This window comes from Paenibacillus sp. JJ1683, assembly GCF_053006485.1.
Genome location: NZ_CM129820.1, coordinates 5,611,387 through 5,636,621 on the forward strand (window position 1 = coordinate 5,611,387; position 25,235 = coordinate 5,636,621).

Below are 25,235 nucleotides of genomic sequence, written 5' to 3' on the forward strand. Positions count from 1 at the left end.
AAATGGAGGCTATACACGTTCATGATATTACACAAAGGCGAGACCTTATTTCGACAAGGGGAATCAGGCCCTTTATATCACTTAAAGAGCGGCTTGTTAAAAATTGTCCGAGTCCATGAAGACGGCTCGCAAATTTTAGTTAATGTAATTGTGCCCGATGAAATTATCCCGCACCACTCCCTCATCAGTCCCAATCCCTATTATGGTACCGCGATGGCGCTGGTCACCTCTGAGGTTGAGGTTCTGTCGCAAAAAGAATGGTACCTGAAGCTAGAGCAAGACCCGGCTCAATGTCGAGCCATTGCTTTGCAGCTACAGGATAAGCTGCGCATGATGCAGCAACGAATTGACCAGCTCACGGAGGTATCGCCTGCCGAGAAGCTTCGGAAGCTTCAACGCTGGTTCCACTCCTACATCGCACCCGCTACGTTAACAGACGTGCTGACGCAGGAGGAAATTGGGCAGTTCATCGGGCTGCGCCGAGAGACGATTAACCGGCTATTGCGTGCTTCAAGCGCTCCATCTGCAAAAGATGATGACGATAATGCATCTCGATGAGTCTAAACCACTCTCCCGCATTCAACGCGCCAAATCCGGGATGAGAGACGGTAGACGACCCTGTTGATTTCTCAACGGTCGGCTCAATCTCTCTCATTTTACGGATCACCACGTTTAATCCTTCTACAATCTCTTCTTTGCTCGTCGGTTGGGGGGGAGTATACTGCGGAGATGGTGGAACTTGTATACGTATGGGTGGAAAGCTTCCCAAGTTAAATGCAGCTGTGCCCGCCTCCGTTTTATCCCCCTTCTCCCCATTAGACTGTAGACAAAGATCTATGTTCCTAAGATGCATATAAAGAGCAGAGTTCACCAAATGAAGATACATTTGCCCAAGCGACCATTGTCCCTCCTGCGGTGTGTACTGCAATTGCTCCAAGCTGAAGCTGTCCAATTCAAGAAGATAGTGTTGTACCGTTTCTTCAAAACGCTGTAATGTTTCGCTTGTATTCATATAGTAAATGCCCCTCTCTATCAAAGTAGCTTTACTATACAAGAATGCTACTGACAGCATTATGTCAGTAGCATTTCAACATTTTTTCCACTTCCGTACGGACACGCTCGCGAAGCGATTCAGGCTCCAGCACAACCACGTCTGCACCCCATCCAAGTATCCATGATAGTAACTCCTCTGGCTGTCTGACGCGATAGAGTACATGCAGTCCATCTGCATGCTCCTCCATGGACTCCATGTAAAAATGGTTCGCTTCCTTCACTTTATCTACAATATTCGAATTGGCTTGTATGCGAACATTTACATGGCGGTCATCGGGTTGTTTATAATCCTGCAAATTAAAATCACTAGGCAACTGATAGCTATCCTCCAGCATGATCAGCTCGTCCATACGCGACAAACGGAAATGGCGCAGCTGCTGCCGCAATTCGCATTGTCCAATCAAAACCCACGAACCATGCAGCAGTACAAGACCATAAGGGGCGACCACACGCACACTTTGGCGATTCCCGTCAGCCTCTGGCAATTTTTTGGAGTAGCTAAACCGAACCTTCCGTTTGTTCAATACAGCGATGCGTAGCGTTTCCAAATACGTTTTCTCTCTCTGGTCTGCCCCTTTACCCACCGCCAGCAGTCTGATGGTCGTTCGCACCTGAGAAACTTCCCTGCGAACGCTCTCTGGCAAAATGGCTTCAATTTTTCTACGTGAAGCTTGTGCCTTCATGCCATAGTCTGTATCAAATTTTTGTTCGACAAAATCTGCTCCGATTAGCAGTGCCACAGCCTCTTCTACAGTAAAGCTTACAGGGGGCAGGAAGTATCCCTCCATCAAGGAGTATCCAATGCCCGGTGCCCCTACAATCGGCACGCCCGATTCGCTTAAAGCCTGAATATCCCGATAAATCGTTCTCACACTTGTTTCGAAAATCACCGCTAAATCCTCGGCCCGTAAAATATCGTTACGTTGTAACTCTAGCAAAATGGCCAGCAACCGGTCGGTTTTGTTCATACTACATCGCCCCGTCCTTGAAAGGATCTAAATGCACGAATTTAAAAGAGCAATAAGGGCAGTGCACGACTGCGGCTTATTGCTCTTTTATCATAAAGCAGTTGCTTCTTTACTTAAAAAACACTTTTTCAACGTTATATTTAGCCTTTTGCGAATTGATGATATAGGTCTCATAAATTTCTCGTTCCACCGCATCTTCCACAATACAGACCTCAATAATCGCCACTTCGTTCCGATTGGCCTTGATCGGCGATACGTTATCTTCAAAATGCTTTTTGATTCTTGGTCTTAGCTTTCTTGCTTTCCCAACGAACAGCAATTCCTCCTGTGCGTTGTAGAACATAAAGATACCAGCCTTATCTCTAGGGATCAGGTGGAAATCTGTAAATCCGTAAATATGGCTGAGCTCAGGGTTAACCTGTTTGGTAATCGTGATATCTGGAGTTGGAATCGTTATATTAATCACTATGTCACTTCCTCATTCTATATAGGTGTAAATACTATCATAAATCCTGCGCTAACACCATTTAATAAATCCTTGCCCGTCACTAAACAGATCGGTAGGAATTTTATGAATTACCTACTATGCGAGTAGGTTGGTTTCCGTTACAATATGTCAGTGTGATTCTGGCATCGGCAGATTGACGCGTACTTGAATATTATTGGAGGCTTCTATTTTTTCATGCAAAATGAATCTCATTCTAACGTAAAAATCATAACGGCCGATCCGAGCGCGATCGGCCTGTTTGGCTTGGCCATTGTAACGCTTGTAGCTTCATCCCAAAAGCTTGGTCTCACTGATGGCTTGAGCTTTATTATTCCTTGGGCTATTTTCCTTGGTGCCTTTGCACAGCTGTTTGCCTGCATTCAGGATGCAAAGCATAACAACACCTTTGGCATGACGGCATTTGGTGCTTACGCCTTCTTCTGGTTAGCCGTAGCTAGTAGCTGGATGATTAAAATGGGCGTATTCGGCTCAGAGCTGGCATCAGCGGTGGATGGCAGACAGCTCGGCTTTGCCTTTGCCGGCTATCTCATCTTTACGCTCTTCATGACCATTGGAGCCATGGAGACGCATAAGGTTCTATTTTTTATTTTTGTGTTGATTGATTTTCTGTTCCTCGGCCTTAGCTTCGATGCATTTGGCATCGCCCCAGAGGTGTTCCATACCATCGCTGCTTATGCTGAAATGGGCATCGGTCTACTCTCGCTGTACGGTACAGGAGCTGCTGTCCTGAATGCACATTTTGGCCGTACATTCCTGCCCGTAGGACGACCTTTCGGCATTTTCAAACCACGTCCTTAGTTGCATACGTATATCTCCAAAGCCGCCTTTCGCGCCGATCCGCGTTAAGGATGGCTTTGGGGATATAAGGCTGGAATTACTCGGCTTGCTACTAGATGCTGCTTATTAAAGTTAACTTGAAATCAAGTGTTGCCTTGTATCGCTGTATCTGAACTAAACTGCAAGTGCAGTATTGGTATAATAACAAAGTGAAAGGAGATGATATCGTTGAGAAAACGGCTGAACAATGGAGTTAATTGCACGCCGACTAAAGGCTGTCCGGTGGAAGTAACCTTAAGCATTATCGGCGGAAAGTGGAAAGGAATCATTCTGTACGAATTGCTGGGTGGAACTAAGCGGTTTCAAGAACTGCGGCGAGCACTTCCCACGGCCACCCAAAAAATGCTGACCCTCCAACTGCGAGAGTTAGAAGCAGACGGTCTCATTCACCGCGAAGTTCATCACCTTGTTCCGCCAAAAGTGGAATACTCGCTAACCCCGCTCGGGGCTTCGCTTGAGTCAATACTCACCCAAATGAAGGCTTGGGGAGAACGATTTCAAGCCGAACATCATCTCTCCGACTTTCAAACCTGAAATAACGAACCGGTGTAATAAATGAAACTGAGGATAAAAAAAGTGCCTAATTTACAAATCTCCGCGTGTCGGATTAAGCTAAAGATGCTCGCCGGCGAAATCCTAGGACGTATGATCACCGTCCGACATACAGAGGAGAATGAATATGAGCGCATATGTTATCGTAGATATAAAAGTAGAGGAAGAAGCTGTTTTCAAACAATACGCAGAGCTAGCAGATGCGCTGCTGCAGAAAGTTCCGGGATTCCGCAACCTTACGCTAGATCCACAGCCCGAGACACTGGAAGGCACATGGAAGCCGTCAATAGTCGTAGTTCACGAATTCCCGACTTACGAGGCTGCCAAGCAGTTCTATTATTCCGATGACTACGCGCCCTTAATTAAGCTGCGCCAATCAGGAACTCAAGCTAATGTTATTCTGGTTAACGGAAGAGCATAAACTCCTGTTCTGCTACTTTGCATATATTAGGACAATTCGCATTCAAATTAGGTAACTAGCTTATTTAATTTCATAGTCATTAAATAAAACAAACTGCTACGTCCTATTAAGGACGCAGCAGTTTTTCTAGTACAACGTAAAAAATGTAACCGTACACCTCCGCCAGCATCTTGTTCTCCCCCGGAATGAAGGTAACACCATTCCATAAAATTATAGAGTGTCCCCTGCGACAGGCTTCATCGTTTTCTCCGCCATTCTGTCGATTGTCCAGACTAGTCCCCCCACGGCAAGAGTGGCGATGACCGCCATAATTGCTGTTCCGCCGACATGCAGTAGCAGCACGGGAACCCACAGCAGTCCAAGTATACGATGGATGGTTCGCATCCACTTGTTACGTACTTTATTAATATAGAAACCGTACCCGGAGATAGCCAGTATAATAGCAAAGGCTGCTAGGCCGGAGTAGGTTTTGTGATCTTGAAATTTGGTAATCAGGAAATAGACACCATGAACGGCAATAAGAATCAAGGTCGCCCAACCCAGCAGTTTATGCAAGGAGTGAAACAACTTTCCGGCCTTTTGAACCAACATTGACGGTGATCTCAGTTTCTTCTTAAACCAGAACCAACAGAAAGAGGCCGCCCCAAGAAAAACGGAGATCGTTCCCAAGGTGTTAAATATTTCTCCGTTTCCCCCACCACCTTTTCCTCCGGGACTTCCGCCCATGTGCCCTGGTACATTGCCGCCTCCCGGAGGTCGCATGCCAGGCTTGCCACCGGAAACCGAGGACATGTAGTAATAGTAGATTACGAGTAGAGCCGCTACCGTAACTGCAATGATTGCCGGAATCCAAACCGTCTTTTTCGTCTTTGTTTTCATTAGTTATGCATCCTCCCCGGGAAAATTGCCTTGATTGTACCCAGTCAGGCTGAAAACAAGATGAAGGCTGGCTGAAAGTATCCCTTTTTAGGGTATATAAAATCATACAATGATAACAATGTATACAATAATTGTAGTCAAAGGGGTGCTTGTGAAAATGAAACAAGATGAAAATCATGTCGCCTTTCCGCAATTTCCAGAATCGTATTGGTTAGCTTCAACTGACATCCCCAGTTTTCCCAAGCTCAGTGAAGATATTCAGGTGGATGTTGCTATTGTAGGTGCGGGGATCACGGGTATTACCACTGCTTATTTACTGTCCAAAAAAGGGCTAAATGTCGCAGTCGTCGACGCAGGGCGGATACTTCATGGAACAACAGGCCATACGACCGCCAAAATTACCGCACAGCATGATTTGATCTACAGCGAGTTTCTTTCACATTTTGGCAAGGAGAAAACTCGGCTCTATTACGAAGCCAACCGTGATGCTCTTGAATTCATCAGACAAACGGTAGAAGAGAATCATATTGATTGTCAATTTACAGAAGAAGATGCCTATGTTTATACAAGTGCAGATACGCATGTGGAAAAAATCGCCGACGAGTATAAAGCTTATAAGGAACTTGGCATCCCGGGAAGTTATGTCGAACAAACACCTCTGCCTTTCTCAACTAAAGCAGCTATTATGATGGAAAACCAGGCTCAGTTTAATCCGGTTCCTTTCTTAAGGTATTTGGCAAATCAAGTCATTCGGCAAGGCGGGAAAATCTATGAACAGACTACCGTTGTGGGTGTGGATAAAGGAAACCCTGCCATCATTAAAACAAGCGACGGGCATAAAATTACCTGCAACCATGTCGTATCCTCCTCTCATTTTCCGTTTAATGATCCAAACAGTCTTTATTTTGCGCGATTGCATGCCGAGCGGTCTTATGTCCTAGCCGTCAAGACGGACAAAACCTATCCGGGTGGCATGTACCTAAGTGCGGAAACCCCCAAACGTTCGCTTCGCTCTGTACTAATAAACGGTGAACCGATGGTCATCGTCGGCGGCGAAGGCCACAAAACGGGTCAAGGAATCTGCACATTTCAATACTATGAAGCTTTAGAAAAGTTCGCAGAGCAAACATTTGGGTTAAAAGAAATCGTCTATCGCTGGTCGGCCCAGGACCTGTATTCGTTAGACAAGCTCCCTTATATCGGGCAGGAATTAGCCGATGTTCCTAACATCCTCTTGGCTACGGGTTATAGAAAATGGGGGATGACCACAAGTGTCGCAGCGGCTTTATTAAATACGAATCTGATTACCAGAAAGGAAAGCCCGTATCAGGATCTTTTCTCCCCTTCAAGATTTCATGCGGACCCCGACATTAAAACATTTGTGACACAAAATGCGAATGTAGCTAAACACTTGATTGCCGGGAAGCTGGGAATCAGCCACAAAAAAGCCGAAGAACTCCAGCAAGACGAAGGGGCAGTCATTCGGCTGAATGGCAAAAGGGCAGGCGCTTACCGAGATTTACAGGGGACACTGCACCTAGTAGACACAACGTGCACCCATATGGGCTGCGAAGTTGACTGGAACGAGGCGGAAAGAACATGGGATTGCCCATGTCATGGCTCTCGCTTTTCATATCAAGGCGAAGTAATTGAGGGACCCGCTAAAAAAGCACTTGGCAAGGTTGAAGCCGAATAGAACGATCCTTTCGGAATAAATCTAGTTATGCTGGACAACATACCTTCGAGAATCATAAAAGAAAGGTGATCCTATGATAAGCCAACAGCCTACATTAGCGGCGCATGAGTCCCTAGAGATCCATGAAGTGCTTAACTTCAAAACGTTATGTTTAGCCAAGTCCAAATTAATGCAGGGCTTAGTATTCGATCAAGAGCTAAAGGATTTAATGGAAAAAGATGTTCAGCAATCTATTCAGGCTATTGCTGATTTGCAAGCAATCTACGCTAAAGCACCGTTTCAAGCACCTGTTCCTGACTCCCGTCCAACACCAATTTTAAATTGAGGTGAATGATGTGACACCTAGCCAGACCCAGTCCGCCAAAATGGATTATGTGGACCCAAAAAACTCATTAAATATGCCCGAAATGGCAGACACGACACTTGCAATGGATTTTCTGGTTCGCGTCAAGGAAGGGGTTCGGAACACAGCAGTAGCTTTAACAGAAACCGTCTCTACCGATGCCAGAACCCTATTGCGCCATCAACTGCATCAAGGTATCGCGCTTCATCAGGAAATTACTGAACTGATGGTACGAAAAAAATGGTTTCATCCCTATGATTTGCAAAAGCAATATCAATTGGATCAACTGTCAGCCAATAAGACGGTGGACATTAGCAAGATGAAACTGTTCCCAGACGATACCACACGCAAAGGTATGTTTGACCGCACGCCGGACGAACATATTGGAGGGAAGCAGGCATGAAGGCAGTGACCTACCAAGGTATCAAAAATGTTGTCGTTAAAGACGTTCCGGACCCACGTATTCAAAAAGCCGATGATGCGATTGTCAGACTGACAACAACCGCTATTTGCGGTTCAGATCTGCATCTCATTCATGGAATGATTCCGAATCTACAAGAGAATTATGTAATTGGGCATGAGCCGATGGGGGTTGTAGAAGAAGTCGGCAGCGGCGTGACTAACTTGAAAAAGGGAGATCGCGTGATCATTCCGTTCAACATCGCGTGTGGTGAATGCTTTTACTGTAAAAACCAATTGGAAAGCCAATGTGATCATTCGAATGAAAATGGAGAGATGGGCGGTTTTTTTGGCTATTCCGGAACAACCGGTGGATATCCAGGTGGACAAGCTGAATATTTACGTGTGCCTTTTGCCAACTTCACTCATTTCAAAATTCCGGAGAGTTGCGAACATTCTGATGAGAAGCTTTGCCTGATTGCTGATGCTATGACTACTGCATTTTGGAGCGTCGATAATGCCGGAGTGAAGGCTGGGGATACTGTCATTGTTATTGGCTGTGGACCAGTAGGTCTATTAGCGCAAAAATTCGCCTGGTTCAAAGGGGCAAAACGAGTCATTGCGGCAGACTATCTGGATTATCGTCTGCAACACGCAAAGCGCACCAATCATGTGGAGATCGTGAATGTGGAATCGCAAGAAAACGTCGGCAACTATCTGAAGGAGATGACCAAAGGAGGCGCAGACGTAGTTATTGACTGCTCCGGCATGAGCGGCAAAATGTCTCCGCTGGAATCCTTGGCTTCAGGTCTTAAACTTCACGGTGGAGCTTTGGGAGGCTTAGTCATAGCTACACAGGCTGTCCGCAAAGGGGGCACCATTCAAGTTACCGGGGTATACGGCGGTCGATATAACGGTTTTCCGATGGGAGATATTTTTCAGCGAAATGTTAATTTACGTACGGGACAGGCTCCTGTTATTCACTATATGCCTTACATGTATGAGTTGATAGATACGGGGAAGGTTGACCCTGGTGACGTTGTCACACACGTCATTCCACTAAGCGATGCCAAGCGCGGATATGAAATTTTCGATACCAGACAAGACAATTGCATCAAAGTTGTACTTAAACCTTAACTATATATTGGACTGGAGGCAAATGTTATATGGTGTATGGCCTGCACGAAACACTTGAAGTCCATGAATTGTCAGCATTCAAAACAGTGTGTCTTACCAAGTCTAAAACAATGCAAGCATTGATCTCTGATCCGGTTCTCAAAGCTATTTTGCAAAAGGACGTTGACCTAACAACACGACAATTGCAAGAGCTGGGTAACGTTCTAAATCAAGCCTCGTCATCACAGGAGGTGGAGCAATGAATATACTCTTGGAGTATTTGACCGGACTCAATACGTTAACCGACCAAGTGATTGCTGCTGATTTTTTAAACACCGCCAAAAGCGGTGTGAGAAATTACGCTATGGCCGTAACGGAAGCGGGAACTCCAGAAATTAAAGCTATGCTTACAAAACAACTGGATGAAGCTATCGATATGCATGAGCAAATTTCAACGTACATGATCGAACGTGGCTGGTATCACCCCTGGAACGTAAAAGAGCAGCTGTCGGTGGATCTGCAAAATATCAATACTGCATTGCAAGCTCCTGTTTTGTAAAAGGATGCCTTCGGCATTATACGAAGCACGTTCCTGCTTATATATAAAGCCTTAAGCCGTCTTTCACGCCGATTCGTGTTAAAGACGGCTTAAGGGGTTATCTCGTGATCCTTATTATTCAGCTTGCCAATTTGGCATCCGCTCTGCCGGGTAACGAAGGCCGGCTGCCATTCCTTTAGGAATGATGGCGTTAATCGTCTCCATTTCTTCTGCGGACAAGCCCACATCAACTGCTCCTGCATTTTCCTCTAAATACGTGACCCGTTTGGTGCCGGGGATTGGTACAATTCCCTCTTGTGCAAGTAGCCAGGTCAAAGCAAGCTGAGAAGGCTTGACTCCTTTTTGAGCCGCAAGATCCTTAACATGCTGCACGAGATCCAGATTCTTTTGGAAATTCTCAGGCTGAAAACGCGGCACCGTGCGACGGAAATCATCTTCTGCGAAATCATCAAACTTCTGAATTTGCCCGCTCAAAAAGCCGCGGCCAAGTGGACTGTAGGCCACAAATTCGATGCCCAGCTCCTTACATGTCGGTATAACCTCATCTTCTGCTTCCCGGCTCCATAAGGAGTATTCTGTCTGCAACGCTGTAATCGGGTGTACCTTATGAGCACGTCTGATCAGTGCAGGAGACGCTTCAGATAGCCCCAGATAGCGGACTTTTCCCGCTTGAACCAGATCACTCATCGCCCCTACTGTCTCTTCAATAGGCACATTCGGATCGACCCGGTGCTGGTAGTACAAATCAATCACATCTACACCCAATCTTTGCAAGCTGCGATCACATGCCTGTTTTACATATTCAGGACGGCCACTAACACCCAGGAATCCCCCATCCTCTCCGCGCATAATGGAGAATTTGGTAGCCAACACCACCTCATCCCGGTGGCTCCGCAGGATTTGGCTGATCAGTTTTTCATTTTTCCCCACACCGTAGGTGTCGGCAGTATCCCAAAAGTTGATCCCCAGCTCTAACGCACGATGAAGTGTTTTGATCGATTCCTGATCATTCAACTCACCATAAAACTCAGACATCCCCATGCAGCCCAGCCCTAGAGCAGATACTTGAAGGTCGCTGTTACCCAGTTGTTTCTTTCTCAATTCTATCACTCCTAAATTGTCAGAATAGTTACGTATTTCCTAATCACCACGTTACACCCCGTATGTTACTACTTAAAGTTAACTTTAAGTCAAGTGGTGTCGTATATGATGTTCAAATTTTTTTTAAAAAATTTGATTTCAGGGTTGTAAAAGGCTGCTGTAAATTTCCTATATATATGAGAAACGAATTATCGCGCGAGATTCTGTTTCAAAATCATCTAATTGGAGGTTTCCCATGCCAGCAAACTACTCTTACACCAAAACGTCTGATGGTTTCCATGTGATCATTACGCCAGCCTCGAATATTCAAAATAAAAATATTCGAAGCCGGATCACACAGCAAACCGACTACGGGATTAATGGGGGCTTCTTTTACCCTATCAGCACTACAACGCCGCCGACTCAAGGTTTATCCATTGCGGTGACACCTAATAATACTCACGATATTAAGGCAAATGCCAAAGAGAATAGTCGGGGTACTGCATTTATTTTTACGGAAAGCAACAAAACAAAAATAGGGATTACCCGTACTTCAAGTGTGACGGATCTCAAAAAACAAATGGGAACGGCAATTAAGTACAAATCCATTATTAGCGGCGGTAGTCTATCACTGAAAAATGAGGAAGATGTATGGCTCAAGGAGCTGAAAGAGATTGAAAATTTCGACTTGAACGGAACCCTGCGATACACCGAATCCATCGGACGGACAGGCTTGGGCTTCAAAGTTGTCAATAACATTTGGCAGGTCTATCTGGTTGTTCATGAAAATGCAACACTGAAACAACTTCGCAACTATTTTATCAAGCAGGATTGTTTCGAAGCCATTCTTCTGGATGGTGGAGGCTCGTCCGGCATTCAGGTCAAAAATTCTGCAGGCACTATGGTCAAATATGAGCAAACACGTTATATCTACAACATGGTAAAACTCATTAATATCACCTAAGCCTTATGACGTGCTTTCATAGGTGTAAGGAGGCCCTACCGGCCTCCTCTACAAATCATCCAATACGGTAATTTCCAATGCCAGGAAAACAGGTGTTGCAGGGTACACGTAGGAGATTTCAATGGATTGCCCTGCCTGTAATTTTGCTGGACGGATTAATTGCCTCCGCTGACCATCCATCTGCTTATAAATATGTGTATCTGGAACGGATATATAGACCGATTGAATAGGCTTCTCCGTTGGATCGTCACTTTGGGGTAGTTCTTGAGCAAATTGAACTGGCTGTTCAAATCGGATCAAGTAGTTCATGCTGGGAGCGGCCAATGGTTGCTCGATTTCTTTATCCATTTTTTCGATGCTTTTAATTTTAGCACGCCCCGTATACACCATTGTGCTTTCTAGGCGCTCTAGATCAAAAATGGATTGAACCACCACTTCATTTTTATGAGGTTGTTTAACTGGCGGCGCCGATTCGGTTTTAGCGCATGCGGACAATGATGTTGCCATAAGTAAGACAAGGACAGAAACTCTTTTTTTCATCAGTGATCCTCCCTAATCTGGTTTATCATTTGCGAATTACTAATAAGACGTAACAGGAACAATTTGGTTGCTTTTATCCTGTATTTAACCATTACATTTTGAAAGGTGTGCAATTATATGTTAAAAAAACTCGGTTTAGCAGTCCTCGCTGCATCAACACTTTTAGTAGGAAGCTCTATTACGGCAAGCGCTGATTCTACTGTAAATTACGATCATTTGCTCTCGGCAGGGACCACTAATGCTTACTTGGCTATGGAAGATGGATCTTCATTTTACGCAACGGGAAGTAATGGTAATGGCAAGCTCGGTGTAGGCGATGGCGGTGGAAATAATAAAACAAGCCCGATGCAAGCAGATGTATCTGACATCGCTATGATTGATGCTGGTGATTTGCACTCAACCTTGCTCAAAAAAGACGGAACGATCTGGTCTTGGGGTTTTGCAAGTTACGGCGAGCTAGGGACCGGGAACAAGCGGGATACAGCAAGAGTCCCTGTGAAAAACAAATATATTGATCATGTTAAGGAAGTGAGAGCAGGAGGCCAGTTTACGCTTGCGCTCAAAAATGACGGAACCGTGTGGGCCTACGGAGAAAATAATTTTGGACAACTGGGCATTGGCACAAAAGGGGCTTCCGCCTTTTCCGTGAAACCTGTTCAGGTACAAGGCTTAGAAGATATTGTAGCCATTGACGCTGGTGATAGCTTTGGCGCGGCTCTAGACAAAAACAATCAGTTATGGGTATGGGGACGTGGCTTTGATGGCGCTCTGGGACAGGATGATAAAGAAAACCAGCTTACCCCTGTTCAATACCGAATTGATGATATCAAAAACTTTACCGCTGGAGCTGACCGCATTTATGTGTTAACGAATAGCGGAGAAGTATACGCTTCCGGTAGCAATACTTCGGGTAAGCTGGGGGATGGAACCTCTACCTTTAGAAGATCCCCCGTATTGATTAATATTTCCGATGTAAATAGACTGAAAGCAGGCAAAACCCAAACTTTCGCACTGAAAAATGACGGAACCCTTTGGGGGTGGGGAACCAATAATGAAGGACAAGTAGGTGATGGGACTGATGTGTTTTCGATTAAAGTCCCGACTCAGGTTGTAGATGAGATGAATACGCCTCTAACCGATGTAGTCGCTTTCAGTGCAGCAGGCAACCATTCGCATGCTTTGACAGCCGATGGAACAGTCTGGTCCTGGGGATTTAACAGAAATGGTGAACTGGGCATTGGCAATACCAAGGAACAATATGCTGCTACGAAAACGAATTTCCCGAATCCATTTTCCAAATAAGCTCCGTTCTCTCCAATTCAATCAGGGCAGGTTCAATCAACTGTCCTGATTGCTTTTTTATTTTCATATAGAACCTGCTTTATTATAAAAAAACTATTGTTATGTATGAACAGAAGCGCTTCGCGGCTTCTGAAAGACGGCGAGAAAATTCATTTACAGAGCTAAAGCCTCTTCCGTGATCTTTTTTATATCAATGGATGAAGGCGTTTCTTCCTTAACCATATCCGGCAGGATATTTTCCAAAAAATACTCAACGCATTTCAAATTAATATTTTTGATTTTTACAAGCGCATTGCGATACATCACGATAAATTCCTTTTCAGTATTCCCCCGCTGAAGCTCGGCAAACGCTTCATACACCTGATCCATTTTATCCGCTACTTCTAAAATTAAGCCTTCAACAGAATCATCTTTACCTTCTCTTAGCTGCTTGCGGAAAATTGCTTTAAAATCCTCGGGAATATTCTCTTCTATAAAATACTCTATCATACCCTCTTCAACTTGCTGGATTAATAACCGTAGTTCCTTGGAGGAATGCTTAACAGGCGTTTTAATGTCTCCAATAAAAATCTCGCCGTAATCGTGACTGCTGGTAATCTCGTATAGCTTTTTCCAATCAATATTGAGGCCGTTTCTCTCTTCGATATCAGCCAGGGTTTTGGCATATTGTACTACTTTCCAGGAATGAGCCGATACACTATGTTCCTCGAATTTAAACTTGCCTGGACAACGAATAATTCTTTCCAACTCATTTAGCGATCGAAAATAGGTGTGAATTCCCATCAATACATCCATCCTTTAACGGTATGAAATAGTAGATATAAACCAACTATAAACCTCAACTATTAACAGCAGATTATCGCAATATCAAGTTGATTCTTTCACATATAGCACATAAACAAATTTTGCTATACACTTTATATAAAAAAGTAAAAGTGGTGAAATCGTTGTTTAAAATCTTGCTGATTGAAGATGATGAAACTTTGTTCCATGAAATAAAGGACAGGTTAACTCAATGGGCCTATGATGTGTACGGCATCCAGGATTTTAGTAAAGTCATTCAAGAATTCACAACGATAAAGCCTGATCTGGTCCTGATTGATATTCAATTGCCGAAATTTGATGGGTTTCATTGGTGTCGAATGATTCGATCCCACTCTAACGTTCCCATCCTCTTCTTATCTTCACGGGATCATCCTACGGATATGGTGATGTCGATGCAGCTTGGAGCGGATGATTTTATCCAAAAACCCTTCCATTTTGATGTACTGATTGCAAAATTACAAGCGACACTTCGCCGTGTATATAATTACAATACCGAACCTGTTTCCCTGAAAACATGGCGTGGAGCGACGGTCGATTATGAAAAAAATGTAGTAGCCAATGAGGCTGGCTCCATCGAATTAACCAAGAACGAGATTTTTATTTTGAAGCTGCTGATTGAACAAAAAAATAAAATTGTCACACGAGAGGAATTAATTAAAAGCCTCTGGGATGATGAACGTTTTGTCAGCGACAATACCCTGACCGTCAACTTGAACCGCCTGCGTAAAAAATTGGACGAGCTGGATTTGGGCTGTTTCATTGAAACAAAAGTGGGGCAAGGCTACATGGCTACAGAAGAGGCACCTGCCTATGATTAAAAAATACCTTACAGAGAGGCGGAGCTGGATTCTACTTTTTGTATGCCAACAAATGCTGATCCTTCTCATTGCTTATGTGGATACGGCCATCCCGTTAATGCCGATCCTGTATGTCGTTTTCTTATCTATGTTGGTTTTCCTGGTTTTTTTAATCGTTCGCTATCCCAAGGAAACCAAGTTCTATAGAGCCTTGGAAGAATGGGAGGGGCCTCTCGAATTAACCGGAATGGGCGAACCTGAAAGTCCATTTGAGCGAATCATTGAACACAAAATTGTCTATCAGACCGAACGACTACAACAGATGATCTCGCAAAATCAATTGACTCTGGAACACGAAAAGGATGAGCTGTTATCATGGATTCATGAGGTAAAAACACCTTTAACCGCTATGCATTTGATGATTGAGCGACTGGATGACAAATCTCTTAAGGCTCAGCTAACTTATGAATGGCTGCGAATTCATTTACTGCTGGACCAACAGTTGCATCAGAAGCGCATATCTTTTATTGAAAACGATTTGTACGTCGAGCAAGTAGATTTAAAATCTCTGGTTTTTAAAGAGATCAAAGCATTACAGTCATGGTGCATCCAAAAAGGGATCGGTTTTGAAATCCGACTTGAGCAAATGGAAGTGCTAAGTGATGCCAAATGGCTAGCTTTTATCATCAGACAGCTCTTAACCAATGCCATCAAATATAGCGATGCCAGTGATATTATCATTCACAGCTATGAATATAAGGATCGAATACAGCTTAAGGTTCAAGACTTTGGGCGTGGGATTGATCCGAAGGATATACCTCGTATTTTTGAGAAAGGTTTTACATCCACGACCCAACATTCCGATCATACTTCAACAGGCATGGGGTTATATTTAACGAAAAAGGCAGCGCAGTCCTTGCTCATACATATAGATGTGCACTCCAAACCGAACACGGGTACTACCTTCACTTTAATTTTCCCCAAACGAAATGATTTCGTAAGTATGATGAGCATGTGACAGAGATGTCACATGCTTTTATGTATTGTTCGCCCAATCAAGGGAAAAGCATCGGCACGATTTTTATAATAAGGCTACAAGAACAATAAGGAGTGCATCGAAGTGAATATTTTAGAAGCCCATAAGATTCACAAAAGCTATGGTAATAAGCTAAATATGCAGGAGGTTTTGAAGGGAATAGATATCGTTATTGAGGAAGGTGAATTTGTCAGTATTATGGGAGCCTCCGGTTCAGGTAAAACCACTCTGCTAAATGTCCTTTCCTCCATTGATAAAGTAAGCCACGGTTCCATTAAGATCAATGATATCGAAATGACGAAAATGAAAGAAAAGCAACTGGCTGAATTCCGCAAACAGCATTTAGGCTTTATTTTTCAAGAGTATAATCTGCTGGATACGCTCACCGTGAAGGAGAATATCCTTTTGCCCCTATCTATCACCAAAACGCCTAAAAAAGAGGCCAACCGAAGATTTCAGGAGGTGGCTACAGAACTGGGGATTTATGAGCTCAAGGACAAGTATCCCAATGAAATTTCGGGTGGACAGAAACAGCGTACATCTGCGGCTAGAGCGTTTATTCATGAGCCTACGATTATTTTTGCCGATGAACCTACGGGTGCGCTTGATTCGAAGTCGGCTTCTGATCTATTAAACAAGCTGGGTCAGCTGAACCAAAAGCGCAAAGCAACTATTATTATGGTCACGCATGATCCTGTTGCAGCCAGCCATTGCAGCCGAGTCATTTTTATGAAGGATGGGCAAATGTATACGCAGCTTCATAAAGGCGTGCAGGAAAGGCAAAGCTTCTTCCAGGATATCATGAAAACCCAAGCAGTCTTAGGCGGGGTCCAATATGAACATTAATCTGCTCATTCTAAAGAATTTGAAAAAAAACCTGAAAAATTATTACCTCTATGTTTTTGCTCTCATTTTCAGTGTTGCGCTCTATTTCGCCTTTGTCACATTACAATACGATCCCTCCATGGACGAAGTGAAGGGCTCTGTTAAAGGCGCAGCTTCTATACGGGCAGCATCCGTCTTACTGGTCGCTATTGTATGCATTTTCCTTTTGTATGCTAATAATATTTTTATAAAAAGACGCAGTAAAGAAATTGGCCTATTTCAACTGATCGGAATGACAAAAAGTAAAATTTTTCGCATTCTAAGTGCTGAAAACTTAATTTTATACTTCGGTTCTCTTTTCGTTGGAATTGGGGTTGGATTTTCTTTTTCCAAATTAGTGATCATGATCTTATTTAAGACGACGGGCGTCGAGGCTATTGCCACTCTATATTTCTCGAACCAAGCACTGACTCAAACACTCATCGTTTTTGTTGTCATCTACTTGCTGATTATGGTCATGAATTACTCTTTTATCAAAAGACAAAGTATTTTGTCTTTGTTCCGAGTGACCTCAACCACCGAAGGGAAAATCAAGAAAATAACGATCTTTGAGATGATTATCGGGATCATTGGCGTCTCACTCATCGCGTTAGGTTACTATGTTTCCTCCAGATTATTTGGTGGAGACTTTACATCCCTAAATGAGCTATTTATGGCAATGGTGTTTATTTTGGGCTCTGTCATCATCGGAACATTTCTCTTTTATAAAGGGTCCATCCGCTTTATTTCCAATATCATCAGAAAAAGTAAAGGCGGCTACTTAAACATTCATGAGGTGCTGTCCCTCTCATCCATTATGTTCCGCATGAAATCCAATGCTTTGTTGTTAACCATTATTACGACAGTATCGGCACTTGCTATCGGTTTACTATCCTTAAGCTATATCGCCTATTATTCTGCGGATCAAGCAGCTGAGGATAATGTACCTTCCCATTTTGCCATGACGAATGTGCCGGATGCGGAGAAATTCAAAGCGTTACTTCATGAGCATGATATACAGTATCGAGAAAAGAAAATTGAAGTGATTCAAGTCAGTGTGAAGACAGCGCAAATTATGGAGACTCCTATGGAACAATTAAATAAGGGTGCGGATTTCACGACACTGCCTGTCGTAAGCGACCGATCTGTGGAGGATACGGATGTATCTCCAGGCCAAACGGTTTTAACGGGCTATAATGATATGTTACAGAAATTCATGTCCTTAAAAGACTTTGGACCCTTGGATTTGAAGGGGAAAACAGAAGTCATACCTCAACAATATGTGGGTCTAAAAAAGGATTATGTGATTCCCTACTATTTTGCAGCCGGGGGAGTACCCACTGTCATTGTAGACGAAACCATTTTTGAGCGGTTAAAGAAAGATGTAAATCCAGAGATTCAAAAGAAGTCCTCCTTATATATTGGAATTGATATGCTAAATTCAGCGCAGATTGAAGAAGCCGATCGCCTCTTTGCAGCTGCGAATTTTAATGATCAACAAACATCACAGCTTGAAATGAGCAGTAATCAGAAGAGAAATATGGGAGTGATCATGTTTGTCGTTGGCTTTTTGGGACTCACCTTTCTCATTACATCAGGCTGCATCCTTTATTTTAAGCAAATGGATGAGAGCGAAGACGAAAAGGCCAATTATACTGTATTGAGAAAGTTAGGCTTCACCCAAAGTGACCTGCTACGAGGCATTAAAATAAAACAACTCTTTAACTTCGGCATTCCGTTAGTGATCGGCCTATCACACAGCTATTTCGCCGTCCAATCCGGCTGGTTCTTGTTTGGGACCGAAGTTTGGATGCCTATGATCATCGTGATGGTACTATACACCGCCTTATATTCCATCTTTGGAGTGCTATCCATTCTGTATTATAAAAAGGTCATTAAATCAGCATTATAACTGGCAAAAAATCAAAAAATGCCCTCAGCACAAGTGCCGGGGGCTTTTCCAAATATTTGAGCATTTTTGTTCCTGCGTGTACAATAAAATAACTATCATCGTAACCCCAAGGGGGGGAGCTTATTTTATTATTAATCATCAATGGCATCGGCATCATAGCGAATATTATACTGGGTTCCTTTATAGGCGTGGCTATTTTTATGGGAATCGTTTTTTTCCTGATTGGCTTGCCTGAGTTTAAAAAATCGCCAAAACTTACGAAAAAGGCCAAAAAAGATATCGCCTATATTATGTCAACACTATTAACTCTTCTTATATTCGTAGTTATTGTTTCTTGGAATATTCATACTTCAGGTGACCTGTTTCTTGAAGGTCCGCTAACACCGCAAATGAAGCTTCAGTGGGGGCAAAAGGTATTGATACTAGCGTTACTGGAGGGCTTATGGGCTGTTATCACCCTAAAATGGCTGTTGCCCATCTTTTTTGATCCCCTGGATCTCAGCAAGAAGCAAATCCTTGTTTTAGTGAGCGGAATTGCATTTAGTGTGGTTTCAGGCATCTATGCCATGCTTGATGCCAGTTAAAAAGTCTCGCCCTTCTCTGTTACGGACAGGAAGAGCGAGACTTTGTTATTGATGGCTTCCCTCAATAGAGGCTCGTGTGGATGCTTAGCGCAAAGGCTCAAAACCCTCTGCTTGCTTCAGAATCTGCTCAATTTCCGCGCAGGTCTCCGGTTGCAAAGTCACCTCGACTGCCTTCACATTTTCCTCGATCTGTGCCGGTTTAGTAGCCCCAATCAGTGCAGCGCTGATCCCCGGTTCTCTCAGAATCCAGGCAAGCGCGAGTTGTGACAGGGTGATACCCAAGTCCTTCGCCAGCTGATCCAGCTCCTGAACGCAGTTTAGAACAGTATCGTTCATATAACTGCTGATGACATTATTGACAGAGGCATCAGCCCCGCGGCTACCCGTCGGTATAGGCTGTCCCGGCTTGTATTTACCTGTGAGGACACCTTGGGCCAGAGGTGAAAATACAATTTGGCCGATGCCTACCTGACCGGATACGGGAAGTACCTCATGCTCGATATAACGCTCGAACATATTATAGATCGGCTGATTGGCAATCAGCGGGCGCAGATTCAGCCGTTTTCCAATACCATAGGCATCCGTAAGCTGGGCAGCACTCCATTCACTAACCGCAGCATACAGGATCTTGCCTTGAGCCTGAAGATCATCAAGCGCCCGCAGTGTCTCTTCCAACGGAGTGTCTGGATCATAACGATGGCAGAAGTACATGTCGATATAATCTGTGCCGAGGCGCTTCAAACTCGCCTCACATTGTTCCATAATGTGCTTGCGTGACAACCCTCTGTCATTGGGACCAGAATCCATAGGAAAGAAAACCTTGGTAGAAAGCACATAGCTCTCTCTTCGATAAGGCTTCAAAGCGGCTCCCATAGCCTTCTCGCCTTCTCCACGGTTATACGCGTTCGCGGTATCAAAGAAATTGATTCCAAGTTCAAAGGCTTTGGCAATACAGGTATGAGCTGCTTCCTGCTCGGCGGCTGTACCGTACGTTAACCAGCTCCCCAGTCCGATTTCGCTAATTTTAAGACCGCTATTGCCTACATTTCTATATCTCATATCTACTCCTTCTTTCCTAAGAAGCTCGCATTTTTATATATTTTAGCATGTAAACCCTTTCATTAAAACAAATAATAAAGGACTCATGGAGTTACATGAAGACATCTACCACCCCGACTGCTAGGGTGGTAGATGCTGTAGTCTCATAATCTCAAATCATGTCTACTTGCTTCCTACAGGAAAAAGCGCATCATATGCAGGACAAGGCAGTTTGTCGAGAAACTCCTGAAGTTGCTTCGGCTTATTTTTGTAAATATCCTTTAAGGACGTTCCGTTATAAATATTACCGATGACCACAGGATGACAAAGTTCACAGATCAGAATATCCCCGTTCCCGTGAAGATGAAGCTGTTTCTTACCGTCAACACAGTTGGAAAAATATACACCTGGCTCTTCCTTGAAGCCCAGCGCCTCAGCAAAACGGTCCATACAGGTGAAATACAGCACGGTATCGTCTTTTTTATGAGCGATCAGGTCATGAACGGAACGGACAAGTGCTTCCTTGGTGGAGATCGCGTTCCAATTCGTATGATCCATCACAATGCTGTTTTGGATTTCGTGGATGCGCACACCGAGTTCGTATACTTTTTCACTGATTGCTGGCATATTGTTCTGTGTCTCTGCAAATAGCAAAGTTTCCAGCACCGTTTCCAACTTGGCTTCGGTACACAACCGAATATTTTGAACGATTTTCTCATACATGCGAGGGTGAACATGATAATACTGTGCATATTTATCGGCATCCGTAAAGTTGAAGGAGATATGAATGTTGGAAAGCCCCGCGTCACGCAGCTTCTCAATTCGTTCAGGGCTGAGCAAGCTGGCATTGGTATTGAGCTGGGTAGCGATTCCTTTGCTCGAACAGTGAGCCACAATATCCAGACAGTCCTCATACTTCAAGGTCACTTCTCCCCCGGACAGTCGCACACGTTTTAACGTTGGAATATCATCAATGATACTTTTGACCTCTTTACTGCTAATGCATTGTCCGTCGTTCCGCTGATATGCGCAGCAGTAATCACACTTGAAGTTGCAATTAGAGGTGACCCCGACTTCCAGTCCCTCTAGCTCATAAATGCCCGGCTTCTCCAGCTCAAGTGCTTTATATTTGTTCTCTATACTCACTTTCTTATTGTCCTCCCGATCTCAGGCTTGTGTCTTGAATTCCCTTGAGATTATACAGAATGGGAGCGGTTTGTAGATATGACATTGGTAACGGTGAGCTTACTTTACCGGAGTAAGAAATTCTTTATCTATATACTTATAAGTCTCAAATAAACCTTGAGAGCCATAAGGCACATCTAATTCATGTCCATTTAAAGTAATATAGGATTGCCCTGTTACAGCTAACTCCTGATGAAAGGGATCTATCTTTTTAATGTTTTCTACATTTGTAAATGAAAAAACCCATATCTCAGCATTCGTAGCTAAGTCACCCGCTGCAATGACTAATTCGTTGGTTCCATCATGATCAAAATCGTAAACGCTCGCTTGAAGCCTATAGCCTGCTTTCAATTCACCAAACTCGTCAAAGGCTTCCGATTCTCCAGTTGAAGACAAGTCGAGTGGCCAACCTGTAGACTCGGAAGGGAATACCACCAATGTTTTCACTCCGTTAGGATGATCCATCCCTAATACGAGTTCAGCCTTAGTTGCCCCCATTTGAAGGGGTAACTCCACATCAGGTTGGCCTGACGTCCAATCTGCATGAACTAACGAATTTCCCTCTTCTGAACGTATTATAGCTTTTTCTTTAGATACGACCACTTTCATAGATTGGCCTGCATCAGTTGCATCTTCCTTCTTCTCTTCAGAATTTATCGGTTGCTCGGAGGACATATTTTTGGAGATTGAGGCTTTTGAAAATGAATCCGTATTCTTCTCTTGATGGGTTCCACATGCTGTCACAATCAGCAATAAAAACAAAAACATTATAGACGATGTTTTCCTCATAAATTTCAAAACCCGTTCCTTCCTCATTTGTTCTTATATTCCATAAACAATGGTGCTATGTAATTTCCATAGATAATAATAACATATATTGAATAGTGCTCTTGAATCCGACACATCTCCTACAATTGTGATCAATATGTGAACTGGGCATAGTTCTCCTTTCCAAATCCATACTGAATATATCTGTTGGTAATGGAGGCGGAAGATCGTGGACAAAAGGATGAATCTGCTGATGTTCAGCGGCGATTATGATAAAGCTATGGCTGGACTGATTTTGGCCAATACAGCTCGGGAGCTGGGTGTCGAGGTTACGATGTTTTTTGCATTCTGGGGATTATCATTGGTTCGTGATCCCGATAAAATGACGCTTGAGGACAAGACCATTTACGAGAAACTTATGGATCTGGTGACTCCCAAGGGGCCTGAAGCTTTACCGCTATCCCATATGAATTTTAGCGGTCTGGGCAAGCTGATGCTGACGGAAATGCTGGAAGACAATGAGGCACCGAAGCTGATCCATTTCCTGAAAGGAGCCCGGAAGAAAAACGTCAAATTTTATGCCTGCAAGCTATCGGTGGATATTATGGGTTTTAAACCGGAAGAATTCATCCCTGAACTGGAAATTATCGAGGCAAAAACGTATCTAAAAGATGCGCTTGAGTCGGATATGCAGCTTTTTATCTAATATATCCTCATGCCTTATCCTGCTATTGGATGAGGCTTTTTATTTTGACTAAATGATGACATTCGCCTATTTTTTTTAACCTATTCCAGCCTCCCTACGTACCCTAAGAAGATAGAACGACTTGGGAGGCGCCGTATGCTCATGGCTCGAATCGGAAGTAGTAACTGTAGGTATCAGCCTTCTAACGAGGCTTATTTCCAAAAGTATCGCGAAAATACAATCGGTTATCACCAGACCTTTGAATCTCCATATGGGCTTAAAAAGCTGATTTATGCGGATTGGGCAGCCAGCGGTCGTTTGTATGGCCCCATCGAGTCGAAAATAGTTCATGAATTAGGTCCATTTGTGGCGAACACGCATACGGAGTCTAATTTGACAGGTACTCTAATGACCCAAGCCTATGAAAAAGCAAAACAAATCATTAAGAACCACGTTCATGCCAATGAACATGATATCATTCTATTCGCCGGGTCCGGGATGACAGGTGCGGTGAATAAACTTCAGCGACTATTAGGATTGAAAATACATGAAAAATTAAAGCACCTCTACCCCATCGCTGAAAAAGACCGTCCCGTTATTTTTGTTACACACATGGAGCATCATTCCAACCATATTTCCTGGGCAGAAACCATTGGAGACGTTGTGTGTCTTCCTCCAGGTCCTGGAGGAATGGTCGATCCAGCTCATCTCGAACGACTGCTGCTTCAATTTCAGCATCGCCCGATCAAGATTGGCGCTTTTACCGCCTGCTCCAATGTTACAGGGTTTGAAGTGCCGATTCACCAGTTATCCCGCAAAATGCATGAACATGGCGGCGTATGTTTCGTTGATTTTTCGGCAAGCGCACCTTATGCGGAGATCGACATGCACCCTACAGATCCCCTTGAGAAACTGGACGGAATTGTATTTTCCCCTCACAAATTCCTTGGTGGCCCCGGTACAAGCGGCGTTCTCATTATGGATTCGCGGCTGTGCCTCCATTGTGCTCCCGATCAACCCGGGGGCGGTACGGTGAGTTGGACCAATCCTTGGGGTGGATACGAGTATAAGGATAGTATTGAAGCACGCGAGGATGGAGGGACCCCTCCTTTTCTACAGGCTGTTCGAACCGCGCTCTGTATTCAGCTGAAGGAACAAATGGGATACAGCCGCATGTTGGAGCGTAAAAAGGAGCTGACCTCATTATTGCTAAAAGGCTTGGGCACCATACCAGGTCTGCATATTTTGGGAGGAAGCAGCCAAGATCGGCTGGGAATCGTTTCTTTCGTTGTCGGTCATATTCACTATAACCTGATTGTAAAACTACTAAATGATCGATTTGGCATTCAGGTCCGAGGCGGCTGTTCATGTGCAGGCCCCTATGGACATTATTTGCTGGGCATCGACCAGCAAGCATCTCAGCAAATGACAGACCTGATTCATGAGGGAGACTTATCTCGAAAGCCGGGCTGGGTGCGTCTGTCGCTTCATCCCATGATGACCAATCAGGAAGTCTCCTATATTGTCTCTTCCATACGGGCTATCGTGGAAAACATCATAACCTGGCAAAAAGATTATACCTATCAACCGGAATCAAACGAATGGCGATCTATGAATGAACATCACAAAATAGACATCAGCAAATGGTTCAACTTTAGCAATTAAAAGACTCTTGTCCGTTTCCTTCTTTCAAAATACTCATAAGCTACACTGTAAGATTACTATATGAGGAAAGAAGGGGCGACAATGGGTGTCAATTTTCGCAACAGCACCAATGCGGCTATCTTTCTAGTTTTTCCCTATCCGGACTTCAGCTGTACTCCTGTTAACTACTCTAAAGCAGGCTGGTTTCGTGTGAACCCCGGTCAAACGATTCAAGTATGGAGCGGCTTCGCCGGAGGTAATACGTTTTTCTATTATGCCGAGGATGACTTTGGACGTACATGGCGAGGTTCATACTTCACTCAAGTTCCTGAAAATGCCTTCGATTGGTGCTGGGATACAGGCTGTACCACTTGTAGAAACGTGGGACTGCGGAGAATTGCGGTTAGCCCGTTCGTCTTGAACTATACTATCGACTTTATAACAAGCAGCAGTCAAAGAAAACCTGCATCAACCACACTCCGCATGACGCTGCCTTCCAAAGCAACTCAAGAGAAACCTATCTTGCGCAGAGTTCCTGCAAAACCTAAGAGACTTAAACAAGGAAAGCCTCTCCTGCAAAGACGCATCACGCATAAAAAACGGACCAAATAAACAATGATCTGATTGGCCCCACCTGTACAGATTATTTAGAACCAAAAAAGGAGCGACCTCCTCACATG

General features: G+C 43.9%; 30 protein-coding genes. 20 read left to right on the forward strand and 10 right to left on the reverse strand.

What is annotated here, in order from left to right:
- The first annotated feature begins 21 nt into the window (after positions 1–21).
- Complete coding sequence (locus tag ACUC6J_RS24225; protein WP_017426072.1) at positions 22–558, forward strand: Crp/Fnr family transcriptional regulator; 537 nt, start codon at positions 22–24, stop codon at positions 556–558.
- Here ACUC6J_RS24225 and ACUC6J_RS24230 read toward each other — a convergent pair.
- The 3 genes from ACUC6J_RS24230 to ACUC6J_RS24240 form a co-directional block, all read right to left on the reverse strand.
- Positions 491–1,012 (reverse strand): DinB family protein, encoded by a 522-nt coding sequence (locus ACUC6J_RS24230; RefSeq protein WP_026065359.1) that lies wholly within the window; start codon positions 1,010–1,012, stop codon positions 491–493. The genes ACUC6J_RS24225 and ACUC6J_RS24230 overlap by 68 nt on opposite strands.
- A gap of 64 nt (positions 1,013–1,076) precedes the next feature.
- Complete coding sequence (locus ACUC6J_RS24235; RefSeq protein WP_447249551.1) at positions 1,077–2,021, reverse strand: helix-turn-helix transcriptional regulator; 945 nt, start codon at positions 2,019–2,021, stop codon at positions 1,077–1,079.
- A 109-nt stretch (positions 2,022–2,130) separates the two neighbouring features.
- The gene (locus tag ACUC6J_RS24240; protein WP_123797820.1) at positions 2,131–2,487 is read right to left on the reverse strand and encodes a nucleotide excision repair endonuclease; all 357 of its coding nucleotides are present in this window, start codon (positions 2,485–2,487) and stop codon (positions 2,131–2,133) included.
- A gap of 216 nt (positions 2,488–2,703) precedes the next feature.
- On the opposite strand from ACUC6J_RS24240, the gene ACUC6J_RS24245 reads away from it, so the two are divergent.
- The 3 genes from ACUC6J_RS24245 (at position 2,704) to ACUC6J_RS24255 (ending at position 4,339) form a co-directional block, all read left to right on the forward strand.
- The gene (locus tag ACUC6J_RS24245) at positions 2,704–3,327 is read left to right on the forward strand and encodes an acetate uptake transporter (RefSeq protein ID WP_016822572.1); all 624 of its coding nucleotides are present in this window, start codon (positions 2,704–2,706) and stop codon (positions 3,325–3,327) included.
- Between the two features lie 198 nt (positions 3,328–3,525).
- Complete coding sequence (locus ACUC6J_RS24250) at positions 3,526–3,900, forward strand: winged helix-turn-helix transcriptional regulator (protein ID WP_085980133.1); 375 nt, start codon at positions 3,526–3,528, stop codon at positions 3,898–3,900.
- 145 nt (positions 3,901–4,045) lie between these two features.
- Entirely contained in the window at positions 4,046–4,339 is a 294-nt protein-coding gene (locus ACUC6J_RS24255) for a DUF1330 domain-containing protein (protein WP_016822569.1), read from the forward strand.
- Between the two features lie 210 nt (positions 4,340–4,549).
- On the opposite strand, the gene ACUC6J_RS24260 is transcribed toward ACUC6J_RS24255, so the two are convergent.
- Entirely contained in the window at positions 4,550–5,218 is a 669-nt protein-coding gene (locus tag ACUC6J_RS24260; RefSeq protein WP_090889114.1) for a hypothetical protein, read from the reverse strand.
- 157 nt (positions 5,219–5,375) lie between these two features.
- Here ACUC6J_RS24260 and ACUC6J_RS24265 point away from each other — a divergent pair, with 157 nt between their 5' ends.
- The 6 genes from ACUC6J_RS24265 to ACUC6J_RS24290 all read left to right on the forward strand — a co-directional run bounded on the left by ACUC6J_RS24265 (position 5,376) and on the right by ACUC6J_RS24290 (position 9,331).
- On the forward strand, positions 5,376–6,914 hold the full coding sequence (locus ACUC6J_RS24265; RefSeq protein WP_123797822.1) for an FAD-dependent oxidoreductase: 1,539 nt from the start codon (positions 5,376–5,378) through the stop codon (positions 6,912–6,914).
- Positions 6,915–6,987: 73 nt separating this feature from the next.
- Complete coding sequence (locus ACUC6J_RS24270) at positions 6,988–7,239, forward strand: hypothetical protein (protein ID WP_016822564.1); 252 nt, start codon at positions 6,988–6,990, stop codon at positions 7,237–7,239.
- Positions 7,240–7,279: 40 nt separating this feature from the next.
- Positions 7,280–7,660: a spore coat protein gene (locus tag ACUC6J_RS24275; protein WP_090889294.1), complete on the forward strand. Its 381-nt coding sequence runs from the start codon at positions 7,280–7,282 to the stop codon at positions 7,658–7,660.
- Complete coding sequence (locus ACUC6J_RS24280; protein WP_107733684.1) at positions 7,657–8,793, forward strand: zinc-dependent alcohol dehydrogenase; 1,137 nt, start codon at positions 7,657–7,659, stop codon at positions 8,791–8,793. The genes ACUC6J_RS24275 and ACUC6J_RS24280 overlap by 4 nt, the downstream gene beginning before the upstream one ends.
- A gap of 29 nt (positions 8,794–8,822) precedes the next feature.
- On the forward strand, positions 8,823–9,035 hold the full coding sequence (locus ACUC6J_RS24285) for a hypothetical protein (RefSeq protein WP_151255227.1): 213 nt from the start codon (positions 8,823–8,825) through the stop codon (positions 9,033–9,035).
- On the forward strand, positions 9,032–9,331 hold the full coding sequence (locus tag ACUC6J_RS24290) for a spore coat protein (protein ID WP_016822558.1): 300 nt from the start codon (positions 9,032–9,034) through the stop codon (positions 9,329–9,331). Before ACUC6J_RS24285 ends, ACUC6J_RS24290 begins: the two co-directional genes overlap by 4 nt.
- A gap of 114 nt (positions 9,332–9,445) precedes the next feature.
- Here the strand turns inward: ACUC6J_RS24290 and ACUC6J_RS24295 are convergent, their stop codons facing one another.
- The gene (locus tag ACUC6J_RS24295) at positions 9,446–10,432 is read right to left on the reverse strand and encodes an aldo/keto reductase (protein ID WP_447249552.1); all 987 of its coding nucleotides are present in this window, start codon (positions 10,430–10,432) and stop codon (positions 9,446–9,448) included.
- Positions 10,433–10,667: 235 nt separating this feature from the next.
- On the opposite strand from ACUC6J_RS24295, the gene ACUC6J_RS24300 reads away from it, so the two are divergent.
- Positions 10,668–11,375, forward strand: coding sequence for a phosphodiester glycosidase family protein (locus tag ACUC6J_RS24300; protein WP_174821028.1), 708 nt, complete (start codon positions 10,668–10,670; stop codon positions 11,373–11,375).
- Between the two features lie 48 nt (positions 11,376–11,423).
- Here ACUC6J_RS24300 and ACUC6J_RS24305 read toward each other — a convergent pair whose 3' ends face one another.
- On the reverse strand, positions 11,424–11,915 hold the full coding sequence (locus ACUC6J_RS24305) for a hypothetical protein (protein ID WP_090889118.1): 492 nt from the start codon (positions 11,913–11,915) through the stop codon (positions 11,424–11,426).
- Between the two features lie 117 nt (positions 11,916–12,032).
- Here ACUC6J_RS24305 and ACUC6J_RS24310 point away from each other — a divergent pair, with 117 nt between their 5' ends.
- Complete coding sequence (locus tag ACUC6J_RS24310) at positions 12,033–13,217, forward strand: RCC1 domain-containing protein (RefSeq protein ID WP_090889120.1); 1,185 nt, start codon at positions 12,033–12,035, stop codon at positions 13,215–13,217.
- A 153-nt stretch (positions 13,218–13,370) separates the two neighbouring features.
- On the opposite strand, the gene ACUC6J_RS24315 is transcribed toward ACUC6J_RS24310, so the two are convergent.
- On the reverse strand, positions 13,371–14,000 hold the full coding sequence (locus ACUC6J_RS24315; protein ID WP_019689016.1) for a YfbR-like 5'-deoxynucleotidase: 630 nt from the start codon (positions 13,998–14,000) through the stop codon (positions 13,371–13,373).
- Positions 14,001–14,164: 164 nt separating this feature from the next.
- Between ACUC6J_RS24315 and ACUC6J_RS24320 the strand changes: the two genes are divergently transcribed.
- From ACUC6J_RS24320 to ACUC6J_RS24340, 5 genes are all read left to right on the forward strand, one after another.
- A complete protein-coding gene (locus ACUC6J_RS24320) occupies positions 14,165–14,860 on the forward strand; it encodes a response regulator (protein WP_447249553.1) in 696 nt (231 codons plus the stop codon).
- Positions 14,853–15,857: a sensor histidine kinase gene (locus ACUC6J_RS24325; RefSeq protein WP_447249554.1), complete on the forward strand. Its 1,005-nt coding sequence runs from the start codon at positions 14,853–14,855 to the stop codon at positions 15,855–15,857. The genes ACUC6J_RS24320 and ACUC6J_RS24325 overlap by 8 nt, the downstream gene beginning before the upstream one ends.
- A gap of 102 nt (positions 15,858–15,959) precedes the next feature.
- A complete protein-coding gene (locus ACUC6J_RS24330) occupies positions 15,960–16,721 on the forward strand; it encodes an ABC transporter ATP-binding protein (RefSeq protein WP_025366200.1) in 762 nt (253 codons plus the stop codon).
- Positions 16,711–18,651, forward strand: a complete 1,941-nt coding sequence (locus tag ACUC6J_RS24335) for an ABC transporter permease (RefSeq protein ID WP_257126490.1) — start codon at positions 16,711–16,713, stop codon at positions 18,649–18,651. Before ACUC6J_RS24330 ends, ACUC6J_RS24335 begins: the two co-directional genes overlap by 11 nt.
- A 188-nt stretch (positions 18,652–18,839) precedes the next feature.
- Entirely contained in the window at positions 18,840–19,235 is a 396-nt protein-coding gene (locus ACUC6J_RS24340) for a hypothetical protein (RefSeq protein WP_257126491.1), read from the forward strand.
- A gap of 84 nt (positions 19,236–19,319) precedes the next feature.
- On the opposite strand, the gene ACUC6J_RS24345 is transcribed toward ACUC6J_RS24340, so the two are convergent.
- From ACUC6J_RS24345 to ACUC6J_RS24355, 3 genes are all read right to left on the reverse strand, one after another.
- Positions 19,320–20,294, reverse strand: coding sequence for an aldo/keto reductase family protein (locus tag ACUC6J_RS24345; protein WP_025366203.1), 975 nt, complete (start codon positions 20,292–20,294; stop codon positions 19,320–19,322).
- Positions 20,295–20,456: 162 nt separating this feature from the next.
- Positions 20,457–21,419, reverse strand: a complete 963-nt coding sequence (locus tag ACUC6J_RS24350) for a radical SAM protein (protein ID WP_019689021.1) — start codon at positions 21,417–21,419, stop codon at positions 20,457–20,459.
- A 99-nt stretch (positions 21,420–21,518) separates the two neighbouring features.
- Complete coding sequence (locus ACUC6J_RS24355) at positions 21,519–22,256, reverse strand: hypothetical protein (RefSeq protein ID WP_090889130.1); 738 nt, start codon at positions 22,254–22,256, stop codon at positions 21,519–21,521.
- 199 nt (positions 22,257–22,455) lie between these two features.
- Between ACUC6J_RS24355 and ACUC6J_RS24360 the strand changes: the two genes are divergently transcribed.
- From ACUC6J_RS24360 to ACUC6J_RS24370, 3 genes are all read left to right on the forward strand, one after another.
- Positions 22,456–22,932, forward strand: a complete 477-nt coding sequence (locus ACUC6J_RS24360) for a DsrE/DsrF/DrsH-like family protein (protein ID WP_447249555.1) — start codon at positions 22,456–22,458, stop codon at positions 22,930–22,932.
- A gap of 135 nt (positions 22,933–23,067) precedes the next feature.
- Positions 23,068–24,576: an aminotransferase class V-fold PLP-dependent enzyme gene (locus ACUC6J_RS24365; protein WP_447249556.1), complete on the forward strand. Its 1,509-nt coding sequence runs from the start codon at positions 23,068–23,070 to the stop codon at positions 24,574–24,576.
- An 81-nt stretch (positions 24,577–24,657) separates the two neighbouring features.
- The gene (locus tag ACUC6J_RS24370; protein WP_447249557.1) at positions 24,658–25,167 is read left to right on the forward strand and encodes a DUF1036 domain-containing protein; all 510 of its coding nucleotides are present in this window, start codon (positions 24,658–24,660) and stop codon (positions 25,165–25,167) included.
- The last annotated feature ends 68 nt before the right edge of the window (positions 25,168–25,235 follow it).

Bases quoted from the DNA above. Each gene is read 5' to 3' on its own strand.
- ACUC6J_RS24245 (WP_016822572.1), top strand. From the start codon at position 2,704: ATGCAAAATGAATCTCATTCTAACGTAAAAATCATAACGGCCGATCCG.
- ACUC6J_RS24315 (WP_019689016.1), bottom strand. From the start codon at position 14,000: ATGGGAATTCACACCTATTTTCGATCGCTAAATGAGTTGGAAAGAATT.
- ACUC6J_RS24325 (WP_447249554.1), top strand. From the start codon at position 14,853: ATGATTAAAAAATACCTTACAGAGAGGCGGAGCTGGATTCTACTTTTT.
- ACUC6J_RS24275 (WP_090889294.1), top strand. From the start codon at position 7,280: ATGGATTATGTGGACCCAAAAAACTCATTAAATATGCCCGAAATGGCA.
- ACUC6J_RS24300 (WP_174821028.1), top strand. From the start codon at position 10,668: ATGCCAGCAAACTACTCTTACACCAAAACGTCTGATGGTTTCCATGTG.
- ACUC6J_RS24250 (WP_085980133.1), top strand. From the start codon at position 3,526: ATGATATCGTTGAGAAAACGGCTGAACAATGGAGTTAATTGCACGCCG.
- ACUC6J_RS24265 (WP_123797822.1), top strand. From the start codon at position 5,376: ATGAAACAAGATGAAAATCATGTCGCCTTTCCGCAATTTCCAGAATCG.
- ACUC6J_RS24305 (WP_090889118.1), bottom strand. From the start codon at position 11,915: ATGAAAAAAAGAGTTTCTGTCCTTGTCTTACTTATGGCAACATCATTG.
- ACUC6J_RS24255 (WP_016822569.1), top strand. From the start codon at position 4,046: ATGAGCGCATATGTTATCGTAGATATAAAAGTAGAGGAAGAAGCTGTT.
- ACUC6J_RS24270 (WP_016822564.1), top strand. From the start codon at position 6,988: ATGATAAGCCAACAGCCTACATTAGCGGCGCATGAGTCCCTAGAGATC.
- ACUC6J_RS24335 (WP_257126490.1), top strand. From the start codon at position 16,711: ATGAACATTAATCTGCTCATTCTAAAGAATTTGAAAAAAAACCTGAAA.
- ACUC6J_RS24235 (WP_447249551.1), bottom strand. From the start codon at position 2,021: ATGAACAAAACCGACCGGTTGCTGGCCATTTTGCTAGAGTTACAACGT.
- ACUC6J_RS24290 (WP_016822558.1), top strand. From the start codon at position 9,032: ATGAATATACTCTTGGAGTATTTGACCGGACTCAATACGTTAACCGAC.
- ACUC6J_RS24345 (WP_025366203.1), bottom strand. From the start codon at position 20,294: ATGAGATATAGAAATGTAGGCAATAGCGGTCTTAAAATTAGCGAAATC.
- ACUC6J_RS24370 (WP_447249557.1), top strand. From the start codon at position 24,658: ATGGGTGTCAATTTTCGCAACAGCACCAATGCGGCTATCTTTCTAGTT.
- ACUC6J_RS24310 (WP_090889120.1), top strand. From the start codon at position 12,033: ATGTTAAAAAAACTCGGTTTAGCAGTCCTCGCTGCATCAACACTTTTA.
- ACUC6J_RS24225 (WP_017426072.1), top strand. From the start codon at position 22: ATGATATTACACAAAGGCGAGACCTTATTTCGACAAGGGGAATCAGGC.
- ACUC6J_RS24365 (WP_447249556.1), top strand. From the start codon at position 23,068: ATGCTCATGGCTCGAATCGGAAGTAGTAACTGTAGGTATCAGCCTTCT.
- ACUC6J_RS24285 (WP_151255227.1), top strand. From the start codon at position 8,823: ATGGTGTATGGCCTGCACGAAACACTTGAAGTCCATGAATTGTCAGCA.
- ACUC6J_RS24280 (WP_107733684.1), top strand. From the start codon at position 7,657: ATGAAGGCAGTGACCTACCAAGGTATCAAAAATGTTGTCGTTAAAGAC.
- ACUC6J_RS24260 (WP_090889114.1), bottom strand. From the start codon at position 5,218: ATGAAAACAAAGACGAAAAAGACGGTTTGGATTCCGGCAATCATTGCA.
- ACUC6J_RS24230 (WP_026065359.1), bottom strand. From the start codon at position 1,012: ATGAATACAAGCGAAACATTACAGCGTTTTGAAGAAACGGTACAACAC.